15 protein-coding genes are annotated in these 15379 nt (G+C 72.3%); 12 read left to right on the top strand and 3 right to left on the bottom strand.

From position 1 onward, the window contains the following. The first annotated feature begins 83 nt into the window (after positions 1-83). The 7 genes from V9U70_RS01420 (at position 84) to V9U70_RS01390 (ending at position 6092) form a co-directional block, all read left to right on the top strand. The gene (locus tag V9U70_RS01420; RefSeq protein ID WP_336672545.1) at positions 84-728 is read left to right on the top strand and encodes an HAD family hydrolase; all 645 of its coding nucleotides are present in this window, start codon (positions 84-86) and stop codon (positions 726-728) included. A gap of 296 nt (positions 729-1024) precedes the next feature. Continuing rightward, the gene (locus V9U70_RS01415; protein ID WP_336672544.1) at positions 1025-2197 is read left to right on the top strand and encodes an acetoin utilization protein AcuC; all 1173 of its coding nucleotides are present in this window, start codon (positions 1025-1027) and stop codon (positions 2195-2197) included. 132 nt (positions 2198-2329) lie between these two features. Then, the gene (locus V9U70_RS01410) at positions 2330-3145 is read left to right on the top strand and encodes a phosphatase (RefSeq protein ID WP_336672543.1); all 816 of its coding nucleotides are present in this window, start codon (positions 2330-2332) and stop codon (positions 3143-3145) included. A gap of 128 nt (positions 3146-3273) precedes the next feature. Then, the gene (locus V9U70_RS01405) at positions 3274-3486 is read left to right on the top strand and encodes a helix-turn-helix domain-containing protein (protein ID WP_336672542.1); all 213 of its coding nucleotides are present in this window, start codon (positions 3274-3276) and stop codon (positions 3484-3486) included. Positions 3487-3596: 110 nt separating this feature from the next. Beyond that, a complete protein-coding gene (locus V9U70_RS01400) occupies positions 3597-3695 on the top strand; it encodes a 30S ribosomal protein bS22 (RefSeq protein ID WP_003948845.1) in 99 nt (32 codons plus the stop codon). Between the two features lie 246 nt (positions 3696-3941). Next, complete coding sequence (locus V9U70_RS01395; protein ID WP_336672541.1) at positions 3942-5030, top strand: NAD-dependent epimerase/dehydratase family protein; 1089 nt, start codon at positions 3942-3944, stop codon at positions 5028-5030. A 15-nt stretch (positions 5031-5045) separates the two neighbouring features. After that, positions 5046-6092 carry a lysophospholipid acyltransferase family protein gene (locus tag V9U70_RS01390; protein WP_336672540.1) on the top strand — a complete coding sequence of 349 codons (1047 nt, stop codon included), beginning with the start codon at positions 5046-5048 and terminating at the stop codon, positions 6090-6092. A 75-nt stretch (positions 6093-6167) separates the two neighbouring features. Here the strand turns inward: V9U70_RS01390 and V9U70_RS01385 are convergent, their stop codons facing one another. From V9U70_RS01385 to V9U70_RS01375, 3 genes are all read right to left on the bottom strand, one after another. Continuing rightward, positions 6168-7376, bottom strand: coding sequence for a DUF5667 domain-containing protein (locus tag V9U70_RS01385; RefSeq protein ID WP_336672539.1), 1209 nt, complete (start codon positions 7374-7376; stop codon positions 6168-6170). 326 nt (positions 7377-7702) lie between these two features. Then, positions 7703-8479: an ECF subfamily RNA polymerase sigma factor, BldN family gene (locus V9U70_RS01380; RefSeq protein WP_336672538.1), complete on the bottom strand. Its 777-nt coding sequence runs from the start codon at positions 8477-8479 to the stop codon at positions 7703-7705. Between the two features lie 369 nt (positions 8480-8848). Continuing rightward, positions 8849-9787, bottom strand: coding sequence for an HAD family hydrolase (locus tag V9U70_RS01375; RefSeq protein ID WP_336672537.1), 939 nt, complete (start codon positions 9785-9787; stop codon positions 8849-8851). A gap of 135 nt (positions 9788-9922) precedes the next feature. Between V9U70_RS01375 and V9U70_RS01370 the strand changes: the two genes are divergently transcribed. The 5 genes from V9U70_RS01370 (at position 9923) to V9U70_RS01350 (ending at position 15375) form a co-directional block, all read left to right on the top strand. After that, a complete protein-coding gene (locus tag V9U70_RS01370) occupies positions 9923-10198 on the top strand; it encodes a glutaredoxin family protein (protein WP_336672536.1) in 276 nt (91 codons plus the stop codon). Between the two features lie 272 nt (positions 10199-10470). Next, positions 10471-11232, top strand: coding sequence for a redox-sensing transcriptional repressor Rex (locus V9U70_RS01365; protein ID WP_336672535.1), 762 nt, complete (start codon positions 10471-10473; stop codon positions 11230-11232). Next, positions 11229-12725 carry a glutamyl-tRNA reductase gene (locus V9U70_RS01360; protein ID WP_336672534.1) on the top strand — a complete coding sequence of 499 codons (1497 nt, stop codon included), beginning with the start codon at positions 11229-11231 and terminating at the stop codon, positions 12723-12725. The genes V9U70_RS01365 and V9U70_RS01360 overlap by 4 nt, the downstream gene beginning before the upstream one ends. Next, positions 12722-13708: a hydroxymethylbilane synthase gene (gene hemC, locus V9U70_RS01355; RefSeq protein ID WP_336672533.1), complete on the top strand. Its 987-nt coding sequence runs from the start codon at positions 12722-12724 to the stop codon at positions 13706-13708. The genes V9U70_RS01360 and hemC overlap by 4 nt, the downstream gene beginning before the upstream one ends. Then, complete coding sequence (locus tag V9U70_RS01350; RefSeq protein ID WP_336672532.1) at positions 13705-15375, top strand: bifunctional uroporphyrinogen-III C-methyltransferase/uroporphyrinogen-III synthase; 1671 nt, start codon at positions 13705-13707, stop codon at positions 15373-15375. Before hemC ends, V9U70_RS01350 begins: the two co-directional genes overlap by 4 nt. Positions 15376-15379 lie beyond the last annotated feature (4 nt).

Raw genomic sequence — 15379 nt, 5'->3', positions numbered from 1 at the left:
ACGCCGCCGAACAATTTTTCCGGGAAAGCCCCGTGCCTTGTGGCACGGGGCTTTTCTGCGTTCTGAACGTCTAGGGTCGGACCATGCGCTACGAACTGGTCATCTTCGACAACGATGGTGTGCTCGTCGACAGTGAGCCGATCGCCAACACCATCCTCTCCGGCTACCTGACCGAACTGGGTCACCCCACCTCCTACGAGGAGTCGCTACGCGACTACATGGGGGCCGCCGTGCACCGGGTGCACGACCTGGTCGAGGAGAGGGGCGGGGAGAAGCTTCCCGCGGACTTCGAGGACGTCCTCCACGCCCGTACCTTCGCCGCCTTCCAGCAGGAGCTGGTGGCGCTGGCCGGGGTCGAGGAACTGCTCGGGCAGCTCGTCGCCGAGGGCGTGGACTACTGCGTCGCGTCGTCCGGAAGCCACGAGAAGATCAGGGTCGGGCACCGCAGGACCGGGCTCGACCAGTGGTTCGAGGAGGAGTGGATCTTCAGCTCGGAGGACGTCGGGCGGGGGAAGCCGGCGCCGGACCTGTTCCTGCACGCCGCCGAACGGATGGGCGTCGCGCCGGAGCGGTGCGTCGTCATCGAGGACAGCCCGCTCGGCGTCGAAGCGGCACGGGCGGCCGGGATGGATGTGTACGGCTTCACCTCGATGATGCCCGCGGACCGACTGACCGGAGTGAACGGGCACTTCTCGGACATGGCCCAACTTCCGGAACTCCTGGCCTGAACCGAAGCCTGAGCCGAAGCCCGTGCCCGAGCCCGCCCCCGGAGCCCGAAACGGCCTGAACCCCCAAACCGCCGCGCCGGTCGGCAGCCAGCTGTGCGCGGTGGTCCCGCCCGGGCTGCTGCCGTCGTCTCCCGGGGGAGCGGCCCGTGCCTTCCGGACGTGCTGGGCGGTACGTGGCGCTCTGCGCGGTGCGGGGAGCCCTCGGGGTGCCGAGGCCCGTCCGGTGGCCGTGGCGCCGGCGTCGCTCGCGTGTGCCCGCTCGTTCGGGCCGCAGCCCGCCCGATACGGTGGCGGGCATGAGCGGCCGCACACAGTTGATGTGGGATGACGCAGTTACGGGATACGACTTCGGGGCGAGCCACCCCATGGACCCGGTCCGGCTGGCCCTGACGATGGGGCTGGTACGGGCGTTCGGGGTCGACGGGGCGGTGGACCTGCGGTCGGCGAAGCCCGCCGGGGACTCGACGCTGCGGCTCGTGCACCGCGAGGACTACGTGGCGGCGGTACGTGCCGCCTCCGCGAATCCGCGGGCGGCCGACCAGGACTACGGGCTCGGGACCGTCGACGATCCGGCGTTCGCCGGGATGCACGAGGCGTCGGCGCTGATCGCCGGACTCTCGGTGGGGGCCGCCGAGGCGGTGTGGCGCGGGGAGAGCGAACACGCGGTCAACTTCACCGGAGGGCTGCACCATGCCATGCCCGGATCGGCCGCGGGATTCTGCGTCTACAACGACCCGGCCCTCGCCATCGCCCGGCTGCTGGAGCTGGGCGCCGAGCGGGTCGCGTACGTCGATGTGGACGTCCACCACGGGGACGGGGTGCAGGCCGCGTTCTGGGAGGACCCGCGGGTCCTGACGGTGTCGCTGCACGAGCACCCGAGGACCCTCTTCCCGCAGACCGGGTGGCCGGAGGAGACCGGGGCCGGGGCGGGCGAGGGCTCCGCGGTCAACGTGCCGCTGCCCGCGGGGACCGGGGACGCGGGGTGGCTCCGGGCCTTCCACGCGGTGGTGCCCGAGCTGCTGGCCGATTTCCGGCCGCAGGTGCTGGTGACCCAGCACGGGGCCGACACCCACTTCGAGGACCCGCTCGCCCACCTCGCGGTCTCGCTGGACGCGCAGCGGGCGGTCATGGAGTCCTGCCACGACCTGGCCCACCACTACGCGGAGGGCGGGCGCTGGGTGGCGTTGGGCGGCGGCGGGTACGCGGTGGTCGACGTGGTGCCGCGGTCGTGGACGCACCTGGTCGCGATCGCCGCGCACGCCCCGGTCGACCCGGAGTCGGTGGTGCCGGCGTCCTGGCGGGACCTCGTCTACGCCCGTACGCGGCAGCTGGGGCCGGGCCGGATGACGGACGGCCGCGCGCCCGCCTGGAAGTCGTGGGAGGACGGCTACGACCCGGCGGACCGGCTGGACCAGGCCGTGCTGGCCACCCGGAAGGCGGCGTTCCCCCTGCGGGGGCTGCTGGCCTGAACCCGCGGCGCGGCGGGCCGGGGCCCGGCGGGGCGACAGCGCGCCGGGGCATGATGCCGTGCGGTTACGCCAACGGTGGGTTGAAGACGGAATCGGGCCCGCGGAGGTCCGGCGGTGCGGGAGCATCCCAGGGTGTTGAGCACCGGGGCGCTGCGCGCCCATCTGCTGGCGGCCCGTCTGGCCGGGCCCGTCGCCACCCCGCGCGAGACCAGTCTGCGCAGCTACCGGCTGTTCGCGGCCGGGGACCCCCGGGTGATGCTGGGCCTGTCGCCCGAGCGGGCCTGGGGCGAGGGGGATCTGTTGCGGCTGATGGCGGACCGGTGCGGGGTCTCGTGTGATCCCGCTCACGTCACGGGGCCGGACGTGATCGATCCGGAGCGGACGGTGGCCGCGCTGGACGCGTTCGCCGAGCGCCTCGCGCGGGTGGCAGAGCGGCGGGCGCCGGTGCTGCTGGGGACCGGTCATCCGCACCGGCTGCTCGATTTCTACGCCGGCCTGGCAGACGCCCTGTCGGCGGCCGGCTGTCCTGTCCTCACCCCGGCGCAGGGGAGATGTGTCGACATGACGACCGGGTTTGGCGTACGCCCGTACATCCTCGACTACGTACGGGGTGTGGCTCTGGTACGTGAACCAGGGGGGCGGCCGACCGGTGGTGCGATCGGCGCGCACACCCATTCGCCGCTGCCGGTGCGGCTCGCGCTCCAGGACGCGGCGGAGCGTCTCGGCGTGCTGCCGGAGCTGGTGATCGGGGACCACGGCTGGGTCTGCGGCGCAGGTCAGCTGGGTATCGAGGCGATCGGACCGGCGGACACGGACGACCCCGCGCTGTTCGTGGGGGAGGCCGAGGGGCAGGTGTCCGTCGTCGTGCCGCTCGACGACGGGGTGCGAGCCTCGTTCTACCGTCCGTTGACCCGCTATGTGCTCCACCGCGCCTGCCTGTCACCGTAGTTGGCCCTCCGTCCCTCCTCTTCCCCACTCGCACCACCCGCCCCTAATCTGGGGAGTGAGCGCACAGCGACGAAGAGTCACCGGAGGGGAAGCCGGTGCGCGTCCGGTGCGGAAGGTTCAGGTGGGTCATGGATGCTGGCAGCGAGAGGCCTCTCAACGAGGTCAGGTTTCTGACGGTGGCGGAAGTCGCCTCGGTCATGCGAGTGTCGAAGATGACCGTGTACCGCTTGGTGCACAGCGGTCATCTGCCGGCGGTCCGGGTGGGCAGGTCCTTCCGGGTGCCGGAACAAGCGGTTCACGCGTATCTCCGTGACTCCTTCGTGGGGGTGGAATCAGCCTGAGTCCGCCGGCGGATTACGCCCCTCACGCGGTGGCGGGTAGGCTAGGCCGACGTAGGTCGTGTGGGCCCAGACGCCCCGCACCAGTGAAAATGAAGTGAGCGAGGGTAGTCGTGGGCTCTGTTATCAAGAAGCGGCGCAAGCGGATGGCCAAGAAGAAGCACCGCAAGCTGCTCAAGCGCACGCGCGTTCAGCGTCGCAACAAGAAGTAAGCGAACGCAGTTCGTGAGATCCGCAGCCCTCCCGCCGTCCTGGCGGGAGGGCTGCGGTGCTTTGTCCAGGGGCGCCGCGCGGGGTCGGGCCGAGGGCTTTTCCGGGCGGGCCAAGGCCTTGGCGCGTCAGGGGTCCCCCTTCCTTGGCGCCCACCCGCTACGGTGACGGCCTAGGAAGTCACCGCGGGAAGCAGGGCGAGCGCGGGAAGCGCGTCCGGCTTCCGGGAACGACGGAAGGCGCTGGTCGTGGGAAAGGTCGTCCTTGTCACGGGAGCGGCCCGGCAGCTGGGGGGCCGCTTCGTGCGGCGCGTCCAGCGTGAGCCGGGAGTGGACCGGGTGATCGCCGTCGACGCCGTCGCGCCCGCCCATGAGCTGGGCGACGCACGGTTCGTCCGCGTGGACATCCGGCAGTCCGCCATAGCGCGGGTCCTGGCCGAGCACTCCGTCGACACGGTCGTGCACCTGGACGTCTCCGGCAAGGCGCTCGGCGCGGGCGGCCGGACGGCGCTCAAGGAGACCAACGTCATCGGCACCATGCAGCTGCTCGGCGCCTGCCAGAAGTCCCCGACGGTCCAGCGGCTCGTGGTGAAGTCCAGTACGAGCGTCTACGGGTCGGACTCCCGCGACCCCGCGGTGTTCACCGAGACCACCCCGCCCAAGTCGCTGCCGAGCGGCGGTTTCGCGAAGGACGCGGTGGAGGTCGAGGGCTACGTACGGGGCTTCGCCCGCCGCCGGCCCGACGTGGCGGTGTGCGTGCTGCGGTTCGCCAACATCCTGGGGCCGCGCCCGGACTCGCCGCTCGCGGACTATCTGTCGCTGCCGGTGCTGCCGACCGTCTTCGGCTACGACCCGCGGCTCCAGTTCGTCCACGAGGACGATGTGATCGACGTCCTGGTGATCGCGGCGAGCGAGCCCCGGCGCGCCACCCTGAACAGCGGGACCTTCAACATCGCGGGTGACGGGGTGCTGCTGCTGTCGCAGTGCGCCCGGCGGCTGGGGCGGCCGACCGTGCCGGTGCTGCTGCCCGCGGTCACCTGGGTCGGCTCTGCGCTCCGGACGATCGGCATGACCGACTTCTCGCCGGAGCAGATCCGGCTGCTCACCCATGGCAGGGTGGTGTCGACCGTGCAGATGCGTGAGACCCTCGCTTTCCGGCCGAAGTTCACCACGGCTGAGACCTTCGCGGAGTTCGCGGCGAGCCGGGGGCCGGGGCTGCTGCCGCCCGAGAAGCTGGGCCGGGCGGTGGACCGGCTGGCCTCGCTGCCGGTCGCGGGAGGAGCCGGCCCGCCGGACCGCGGGGCCGGCGCGGTACAGACGACGCACGGCGCCAGGTAGAGGAGCGCACCGACGATGGCGGACGCCAAGGTCATTCCGTTCGACGACGACCGTTCGCGGTCCGGGGGCGCGTCGCGTCCGGCGCGGCGCCGGACCGGGGCCGGCGGCAGCGGCCGGGACGACGGCTCCCCGGCCCCGGTGAGCGCGCTGCCGGGGGCTGAGGCCGCAGAGCCCGCTGCCGGGGCCGACACGGCCGCGCAGGGCCGGGAGGGCGCGGCCGACGGCAGCTGGGAGCGCCGGATCGCGGGCGGCCTCGCCTTCCTGCGGCGGCGAATCACCGGTGACTACGAGGTCGACGCGTTCGGCTACGACCAGGAGCTCACCGACCAGGTCCTGATGTCGCTGCTGCGGCCGCTGGCCGACTCGTACTTCCGGGTCGAGGTCAAGGGCATCGAGAACATCCCGTCGGAGGGCGGGGCGCTCGTCGTGGCGAACCACTCCGGGACGCTGCCGTTGGACGGGCTGATGCTCCAGGTCGCGGTGCACGACCGCCATCCGGCCGAGCGGCGGCTGCGGCTGCTCGCCGCCGATCTGGTCTTCCACCTCCCCGTCGTCAACCAGCTGGCGCGCAAGGCCGGGCACACCCTGGCCTGTGCGGAGGACGCGCAGCGGCTGCTGGAGGCGGGGGAGATCGTCGGGGTGATGCCGGAGGGGTTCAAGGGCATCGGGAAGCCGTTCGGCGAGCGGTACAAGCTTCAGCGGTTCGGCCGGGGCGGCTTCGTGTCGACGGCGTTGCGGGCGGGGACGCCGATCGTTCCGTGCTCGATCGTGGGCGCGGAGGAGATCTACCCGATGATCGGCAACGCGAGGACGCTGGCCCGGCTGCTGGGCTTTCCGTATTTCCCGATCACGCCGACCTTTCCGTGGCTGGGGCCGCTGGGCGCGGTGCCGCTGCCGACGAAGTGGACGATCCAGTTCGGTGAGCCGATCCCGACGGACGGGTATCCGCCGGAGGCGGCGGAGGACCCGATGCTGATGTTCAACCTGACGGACCAGGTGCGTGAGCAGATCCAGCACACGCTGTACAAGCTGCTGGTGCAGCGGCGGTCGGTCTTCTTCTGACGGCGTTGCGTGCGGCCGACGGGCGAGGTGCGGGAGGGGGCCGGTACGCGGGTCGCGTACCGGCCCTCTCCCATGTCACGGCTTGAGGTTCTCGCCGTCGATGCCGAGCCCGGGGAGGAGCCCGGGGAGGAGCGGGGGCAGGGTGACGTCCGGTGCGGGCGGTGCGCTGGGCCGGCCCTCCGGGGTGGGCGGGGCGAGCCTGTCCGTGGGGAGTTCGTCGAGCAGGCCGTCCGCTCCGCCGTCGAGCAGGCCGCCTTCAGGGGTGGCGTCGTCGGAGCCGGAAGAGCCGGAGGGCTGGGGAGCGGCGCCGTCGTCGGTGGGGCTCTCGGACTGTTGGGGGGCCGCGGGGGTGGGGGCGCCGGGCCGGGGGGAGCGGGCGTCCGGCGGGGTGGCGTCGGAACGTCCGGCGTCCTCAGTCCCGCCCCCCGGGCGGGGCAGGAGCGCCTGGAGCGGGGCGACGTCGTCCTCCATGGCCTCGAAGACCGAGCTGACCTCGTTCCCGACGTCGGCGAGCTGGACGGGCAGCCGGTCGCGGAGACTGCTCCAGGTTTCCCGGTGCGAGCGGTTGAAGGAGTCCAGGGTCTGGATCGGGCCGATCGATCCGTCGCGCTGGTAGACGGTGTGGAGCAGCCGGTGGCCCTCGGAGGCGTCGTGGGACATGCCGTTGAGCGCGCGGCGGACCTCCCCGAGCGATTCGTGGTCCATGTCGCCGGCGCGGGCCCGCTCCATGAGCCGACGCGCCTCGTTGAGCCGGGTCGAGGCCTGGTCGAGGTAGGCCTCGCCGCGGTCGGCGTCGCCCTTGGTCATGCCGAGGCTGATGTCTTCCATCCCGCGCTTCAGCCCGTACAGCGAATCACCGGGCAGGGCGTCGGAGCTGGCGGCGGCGACGCCGCCGAACGCCCCCGCGGCCACGCCGACGGTGAGCCCGCCGGCGGTGAGCCCCTTCGCCCAGCGGGAGCGGGGGCGCAGTTTCCGCAGTGGTGAGGCCCGGTGGGCCCCCTTGCCCCGCTGTTCGGGCACCGATGGGCCGGTGGACGCGCCGCCCTCGGCGAACATGGTCTCCATGGCCGCGACGAGCTGGGCTCGCTGCACCACTTTGACCTCGGGGTCCAACTGCGGCTTCGGTAGCTCACCGAGGCCGTTCGCCAGGGCCAACAGCGGTCCGCGGTCGGCCTGGTCGGCCGGGTCCTCGGGCTGTACGGCCGCCGCACCCTGGGGGGTCTGCTCCTCCAGGGCCTGGGCGAAGGCGTTCGCCCGCCGGTGTGCCGAAACGTTTGCGATCACTGGCGGCACCTCCTCTCGTCATGACGGTCGACTCCCCTGGCGGTCCGGAAGGTTGCACCCCTTGAGCGTTTCCACTCGATGGAGTGAGTGGAAACGGACAGGGGGTGACGGCAGGGGGCCTGCAACCGGCACAACGAGCCGCGCGGCACTTGGGTTACGCGCGAAGGATGATCGGACCAGCGCGTGAGGGGACGGGCACTCGGAGGTCCGGCCATCGGCCGTCGTTCTTCTGTCAGCCGTTGTTTCGGTCGTCGGGTTCCGGCCGCCGGATTCCGCGGCGAAGCGGCGGGGGACCGCCGTTCCGTGCGGGCCGGCGCCCGTTCCGGTCAGCGGGCGTCGTCCGGCAGGAGCCGGGCGAGCGTCCGTACGGCGCGGTACTGGAGGGTCTTGATCGCTCCCTCGTTCTTGCCCATCACCCGGGCGGTCTCCGCGACCGTGAGGCCTTGGAGGAACCGCAGGGTGACGCACTCCTGCTGTTGGGGGTTGAGCCGCCGCACGGCCTGGAGCAGCGCGGCGTTGGAGAGGGACTCCAGGACGGAGTCCTCGGGGCTGCGCGCCACCTCGTTGGCGTCGAGCATCTCGCCGGTGGTCACTTCCAGTCGGAATCGACTGGATTTGAAGTGGTCGGCGACCAGGTTGCGCGCGATGGTGACCAGCCAGGCCCCGAAGTCGCGGCCCTGCCAGGTGAACGTGGAGATGCGGCGCAGCGCGCGGAGGAAGGTCTCACTGGTGAGGTCCTCCGCGGTCGCCTTGCCGCCCACGCGGTAGTAGATGTAGCGGTACACGGTGTCGCTGTACTGGTCGTACAGGCGGCCGAAGGCGTCCGCCTCTCCGGCCTGTGCGCGCTCGACGAGATCCATCATGCGGGCGCTGTCGCTGTCGGCGGTGGGACGGCGGACGGTCGACGTGGTCGAGGTGGTGCGGGTACTGCGTCTTCCGACCGCCGCACTGCGTTCGGCCAGGGCATAGCAGGGGCCGGCAGGTGCAGGGGTGGCGAAGGCGGGGACGGCGTACGCGGTGGGGACGAAGCCGCGCAAGCGGTCAATGACCGATGCACGCAGCGTAGCCAGGCCCGAGGCGTCAACCCCGACGTGTGGGTACACGGGACTCCCAGAGGCAGAGCTTCCATCACGAGCAGTTCGAAAAACGTCACTCGTCGTGGCGAGTGGCGGTCTCCGTGATGCGTCTGAGGAGAATAACGCTTCGTGCAGGCCGCGCTACACCCAGTTGTCTAAATCACCGGTTCCGTCGCTTCTGGTATCGCTAAGTGACATATCGAGTAGCACTTGGTGACCGTTTATTGATCGAATTGCTTCGTGTTCTGTCTGTGGCCGCGACGGGTTGTGGTCGGGCGGCGGGGGTCCGGCCGGTCGGGGCGGGCTGGGCCGGGAGGGGCGGCGGTTCGCGGCCGGCCGTACGTCTCCGGGCGTGGCCGGGTCCCGTGACCGGATGTGACCGGGCCCGGCGGCCGGTCAGCGGCGGCGGCGGTGCAGGGCGACGGCGGCGGCCGTGCCGCCCGCGAGCGCGCCGACCCCGGCGGCGGCCGGGATGCCGACCTTGGCGGCCTTGCGGCCGGTGCGGTAGTCGCGCAGCCGCCAGTCGCGGTCGCGCGCGTGCTTGCGGAGCTTGGTGTCCGGGTTGATCGCGTAGGGGTGGCCGACCAGCGAGAGCATCGGGATGTCGTTGTGCGAGTCGCTGTAGGCGGCGCAGCGCTCCAGCTCCAGGCCCTCGGCCGCGGCCAGCGCGCGGACCGCCTCGGCCTTCGCGGGGCCGTGCAGGGGTTCGCCGACGAGCCGGCCGGTGTAGACGCCGTCGACCGATTCGGCGACGGTGCCGAGCGCGCCGGTCAGGCCGAGGCGGCGGGCGATGATGGTGGCGGTCTCCACGGGGGCGGCGGTGACCAGCCAGACCTTCTGCCCGGCGTCCAGGTGGGCCTGGGCCAGGGCGCGGGTGCCGGGCCAGATGCGGTCGGCCATGTACTCGTCGTAGATCTCCTCGCCGATCGACATCAGCTCGGAGACGCGGTGTCCCTTGACGATGGACAGCGCGCTGTCGCGGGCGTCCTGCATGTGCTCAGGGTCCTCGACGCCGGCCAGCCGGAACCACGCCTGCTGCCAGGCGAAGCGGGTGAGCTCGCGGCGCTCGAAGAACTTCCGTTTGTACAGGCCCCGGCCGAAGTGGAAGATCGCGGCGCCCTGCATCACGGTGTTGTCGAGGTCGAAGAAGGCGGCGGCGCGGTCGTCCCCCGCGACCGGGAACACGGGCTCGTCGTCGGGGGGCGCGGTCAGGAGGGCGGACTCGTCTTCGGCGGCCGAGGTCCTGCGTGCGGCCTCCGCTGCCGCCTCGCCTGCCAGGACGCTCCGCGCGGTGGCGGAACGCCTACGGGGGGTGAGCCATCCGAGAGCGGCCATGCCGTGAGCATAGCCAGTCCGGCCGCGCCGGTCCGACCTGCCGTGATGCGGGGGTGTGAACGCTCGGGGTCCGTCCGGTGAATCGGGTGATTCCGGGCGGTCGGCCGGAGTGGCGCGGGGGCGCAGAATGAAGGCATGAGTGCTCTGCTGCGACGTACGAGGAAGAACCCGGCGGACCGGGTCGTCACTCTGGTGGGGAAGGCCGGGTGCCATCTGTGCGAGGACGCGCGGGCGGTGGTGAGCGCGGTGTGCGCGGAGACCGGGGCGGCCTGGGTGGAGAAGGACATCGCTGAGGACGAGGAGCTGTACAAGGAGTACTGGGAGCAGATTCCGGTGGTGCTGATCGATGAAGAACAGCACACGTTCTGGCGCGTGGACCCGGTGAGGCTGCGCAAGGCGCTGGGTGCCTGAGCGAAAGGCGGTTACCATCATGGGCGTTTTGAGTGGTCTCGGGGGCGTAGACATGAGGAGTGTGTTCCGCTTTGCCCTCTTCGAGGCTGCAACGGGCTGATGCGGTCCTTGGTTCCGGGATCGCGCGGGGAATGCGCGTGACCCCGGTCACTTTGACCGGACAAAACGGACACTATCTTTGTGCACGCGTTCACAAAGACATAGCCTTCATCCGACGGGGCGGTCTTGGGACATACGGCCGCCTGCAGCCCCGCTCATCCCGCAGGAGCACCGTGGCAACTGGCCGAACGCACCGACCGGCGACCCGCAGCCGAGGAATTCCCGAGGCCACCGTCGCCCGACTTCCGCTGTACCTGCGCGCCCTGACCGCGCTCTCCGAGCGATCGGTCCCCACGGTCTCCTCCGAGGAGCTGGCCACGGCGGCCGGCGTCAACTCGGCGAAGCTGCGCAAGGACTTCAGCTACCTGGGGTCCTACGGCACCCGCGGTGTCGGGTATGACGTCGAGTATCTCGTCTACCAGATCTCGCGCGAACTCGGGCTCACCCAGGACTGGCCGGTCGCCATCGTCGGCATCGGCAACCTCGGCGCGGCCCTCGCCAACTACGGCGGCTTCGCCTCCCGCGGCTTCCGGGTCGCCGCGCTGATCGACGCCGACCCCGCGATGGCCGGTACGCCGGTGGCCGGGATCGCCGTCCAGCACACCGACGACCTGGACCGGATCATCAGCGACAACGGGGTCTCCATCGGCGTGATCACCACTCCGCCCGGGGCCGCCCAGCAGGTCTGCGACCGGCTCGTCGCCGCGGGCGTGACCTCCATCCTGAACTTCGCGCCGACCGTGCTCTCGGTGCCCGAAGGCGTCGACGTGCGCAAGGTCGACCTCTCCATCGAGCTCCAGATCCTCGCGTTCCACGAGCAGCGCAAGGCCGGCGAGGACGCCGCCGCCGAGGACGAGGGCGCGCCCCCGATCCGCGCCACCCCCGCCAGCCGGAAGGGACCCGACGGGGACATGCCCGCCGTGATGCCGGCATGAGCCTCCTCGTCGTCGGGCTCAGCCACCGCAGCGCCCCCGTCTCCGTACTGGAACGGGCGTCGCTCGCCGCCGAGGCCCAGGCCAAGCTTCTCCAGGACACCCTCGCCGCGGAGCCCGCGACCGAGGCCGCCGTGCTGGCCACGTGCAACCGCATCGAGCTGTACGCGGACGTGGACAAGTTCCACGCGGGCGTCGCCGAGCTGTCCACGCTGCTCGCCCAGCACAGCGGCGTCACGCTGGAGGAGCTGACTCCGCACCTCTATGTGCACTACGAGGACCGGGCCGTCCACCACCTCTTCTCTGTGGCCTGCGGACTGGACTCGATGGTCGTCGGCGAGGGCCAGATCCTCGGCCAGATCAAGGACGCGCTCGCCCGCGGCCAGGAGTTGCACACCGCCGGGCGGCTGCTGAACGACCTCTTCCAGCAGGCCCTGCGGGTCGGCAAGCGCGCCCACAGCGAGACCGGCATCGACCGGGCCGGGCAGTCGCTCGTCACCTTCGGGCTCCAGCAGCTCGCCGCGGGCGCCGATCCCGCGCTCTGGGCCCGCGGCAAGCGCGCCCTGGTCATCGGCGCGGGCTCGATGTCCTCGCTGGCCGCCGCCACCCTCGCCCGGACCGGGGTCGCCGAGATCGTCGTCGCCAACCGGACCCGCTCCCGCGCGGAGCGCCTGGTGGAGATCCTCCAGCAGGGCGACGACACCGCGGTGCGCGCCCACGCGATCGAGATGTCGGCGGTCGGCGACGAACTGACACGTGCCGACGTGGTCGTCTCCTGCACCGGCGCCACCGGTCTCGTCCTCACCGCCGACGCCCTCGCGGACGCCCTGGGCACGACCGTGAGACCCGCGCCCAGGGCGCCCGCGGCGTCCGGCGCCGCCCCGGCCCCGGCCGACGTCGACCAGCACGCCGCCTGGGTGGAGAACGGTTCCGCCGCCTCCCCGGCGACCGCGGTGCGCCGGGCCACCGTGCCCGCCCAGCCCACCGGCCCGGTCCGGCTCGCCGTGCTCGACCTCGCCATGCCGCGCGACGTCGACGGAGCCGCCCACCGCGTCGAGGGGGTGCGTCTCGTCGACATCGAGTCGCTCGCCGAGGCGTCCGCCGACGCCCCGATGGCCGCCGACGTGGACCGGGTCCGCACGATCGTCTCCGACGAGGTGGCCGCCTTCGGCGCCGCCCAGCGCGCCGCGCACGTCGCCCCGACCGTGGTCGCCCTGCGCACCATGGCCGCCGACGTGGTCGCCGGCGAGATCGCCCGGCTGGACGGCCGCCTCCCCGACCTGGACGAGAAGCAGCGCGCCGAGATCACCCAGACCGTGCGCCGCGTCGTCGACAAGCTCCTGCACGCGCCCACCGTGCGGGTCAAGCAACTCGCCAGCGAGCCCGGCGGCGCCGGGTACGCGGACGCGCTGCGAGAACTCTTCGACCTCGACCCGCAGACGGTGGCCGCCGTCTCCCGGGCAGACCTGAACGACCCGAATAGAGGGCGGTCATGACCGACAACTCATCCCCGGGCGCGCGGAACTCCGCGCCGCTCCGGCTGGGCACCCGGCGCAGCAAGCTCGCCATGGCCCAGTCCGGCCTCGTCGCCGAGGCGGTCGGCGAGGTGACCGGGCGCGCCGTCGAGCTCGTCGAGATCACCACGTACGGGGACACCTCCCGCGAGCACCTGACGCAGATCGGCGGCACCGGTGTGTTCGTCGCCGCGCTGCGCGAGGCCCTGGTGCGGGGCGAGGTGGACTTCGCCGTCCACTCGCTCAAGGACCTGCCGACGAGCCAGCCCGACGAGCTGGTGCTGGCGGCCGTGCCGCAGCGCGAGGACCCGCGCGACGCGCTGGTCGCCCGGGACGGGCTGACGTTCGAGCAGCTGCCGTCCGGCTCGCGCATCGGCACCGGTTCGCCGCGCCGCATGGCGCAGCTCAACGCGTACGCCCGCTCCCACGGACTGCGGATCGAGACCGTCCCCATCCGGGGCAACGTCGACACGCGGATCGGCTTCGTACGCGACGGGGAGCTCGACGCGGTGGTCCTGGCCGCCGCGGGGCTCAGCCGTCTCGGCCGGTCCGGTGAGGTGACCGACTTCCTGTCGGTCGACACCGTCCTGCCCGCTCCCGGCCAGGGAGCACTGGCGATCGAGTGCGCCGCGTCCAGCGCCGACCTCGCCGCCGCACTCGCCGAGCTCGACGACCCGTACACCCGGGCCGCCGTGACCGCCGAGCGTGCCCTGCTCGCCGCCCTGGAGGCCGGCTGCTCCGCACCTGTGGGTGCGCTGGCCGACCTCCTGGTCGACGGACAGGTTGTCAACGAACTGCGCCTGCGCGGAGTCGTCGGTTCCATCGACGGTTCCTCGCTCGTGCAGCTGTCCACCACCGGTTCCGCCCCCACGTCGTACGACGACGCGGCGGCCCTCGGTCGCGAACTCGCCGCCGAGATGCTCGCCAAGGGTGCGGCCGGTCTTATGGGGGAGCGAGCACTTTGAGCCCCAACGGCCCCGCCGCATCCGATTTCCCGGCCCTGTCCGCCCAAGGGCAGGTCACCTTCCTCGGCGCCGGTCCCGGCGACCCGGGACTGCTGACACTGCGCGCCGTCGAGGCGCTGGCGAGCGCGGACGTCCTTGTCGCAGAGCCGGACGTGCTCGACGTCGTCCGCGGGCACGCGCGGGCAGGCGTGAGCACGCCTGAGCTGGCAGTGGTTGACGTCCCGTCAACCACCGCCGGGGTGCCCGTTCTCAGGGACGCGGCCAATCTTGTCATGGAGGCCGCGAAGGGCGGCAGGCGGGTGGTCCGTGCGGTCGCGGGCGACCCCGGCCTGGACGGGGACGCGGGCGCGGAGATGCTCGCCTGCGCCGCCGCGGGACTGCCCTTCGAGGTGGTCCCCGGGGTCGCGAACGCCGTCGGCGTGCCCGCGTACGCCGGCGTGCCGCTGCGCGACGCCCAGGGCGCGGACGTCCGCTTCGTCGACGCCCGTACCGCCTCCGACCGGTGCTGGAGCGAGGTCGGCGCGAGCGACGCGACCGCCGTCGTCTCCACCACCCTGGACGCGGTCGCCTCCGCCGCCGGGCAGCTGGTCTCCGCGGGCCGCAAGCCGGACACCCCGCTCACCGTGACGATCGGGGGCACCACCACGCGCCAGCGCACCTGGACGGCGACCCTCGGGACGGTCGCCCAGGTCCTCAAGCAGGCGAAGGTCCTTCCGTCGCCGGAGGGGCACCGGCCGGTCATAGCCGTGGTCGGAGAGCGCAGCTCCGCCGCCCAGCGCGACCAGCTCGCGTGGTTCGAGTCCAAGCCGATGTTCGGCTGGAAGGTGCTCGTCCCGCGCACGAAGGAGCAGGCCGCGTCGCTCTCCGACCAGCTGCGTTCCTACGGTGCTGTGCCGCACGAGGTCCCGACGATCGCCGTCGAGCCGCCGCGTACGCCCCAGCAGATGGAGCGCGCGGTCAAGGGCCTGGTCACCGGCCGCTACGAGTGGATCGCCTTCACCAGCGTCAACGCGGTCAAGGCGGTCCGGGAGAAGTTCGAGGAGTACGGGCTGGACGCCCGCGCCTTCGCCGGGATCAAGGTCGCGGCCGTCGGCGAGCAGACCGCCGCCGCTCTGATCGACTTCGGTGTGAAGCCCGACCTGGTGCCGTCCGGGGAGCAGTCCGCCGCCGGCCTGCTGGAGGACTGGCCGCCCTACGACCCGGTCTTCGACCCGATCGACCGGGTGTTCCTGCCGCGCGCCGACATCGCCACGGAGACCCTGGTGGCCGGGCTCATCGAGCTGGGCTGGGAGGTCGACGACGTGACCGCCTACCGCACGGTCCGCGCCTCGCCGCCGCCGGCCGAGACCCGCGAGGCGATCAAGGGCGGGGGTTTCGACGCGGTCCTGTTCACCTCGTCCTCGACGGTCCGCAACCTGGTGGGCATCGCCGGCAAGCCGCACAACGTGACGGTCATCGCGTGCATCGGCCCGGCCACGGCGAAGACCGCGGAGGAGCACGGCCTGCGGGTCGACGTGCTGTCCCCGGAGCCGTCGGTGCACAAGCTCGCCCAGGCGCTGGCGGACTTCGGCGCGCGGCGCCGGGACGCGGCGAAGGAGGCCGGCGACCCGGTGACCCGGCCGAGCGAGCGGCGTCCGGGAGCGCGCAGGCGTCGCACGACGACCTGAGCGG

The organism is Streptomyces pratensis (genome assembly GCF_037137275.1).
GTDB classification, from domain to species: domain Bacteria; phylum Actinomycetota; class Actinomycetes; order Streptomycetales; family Streptomycetaceae; genus Streptomyces; species Streptomyces pratensis_B.
Note: the sequence above shows the minus strand (reverse complement) of the source record. Positions and strands in the feature narration are given on the sequence as shown.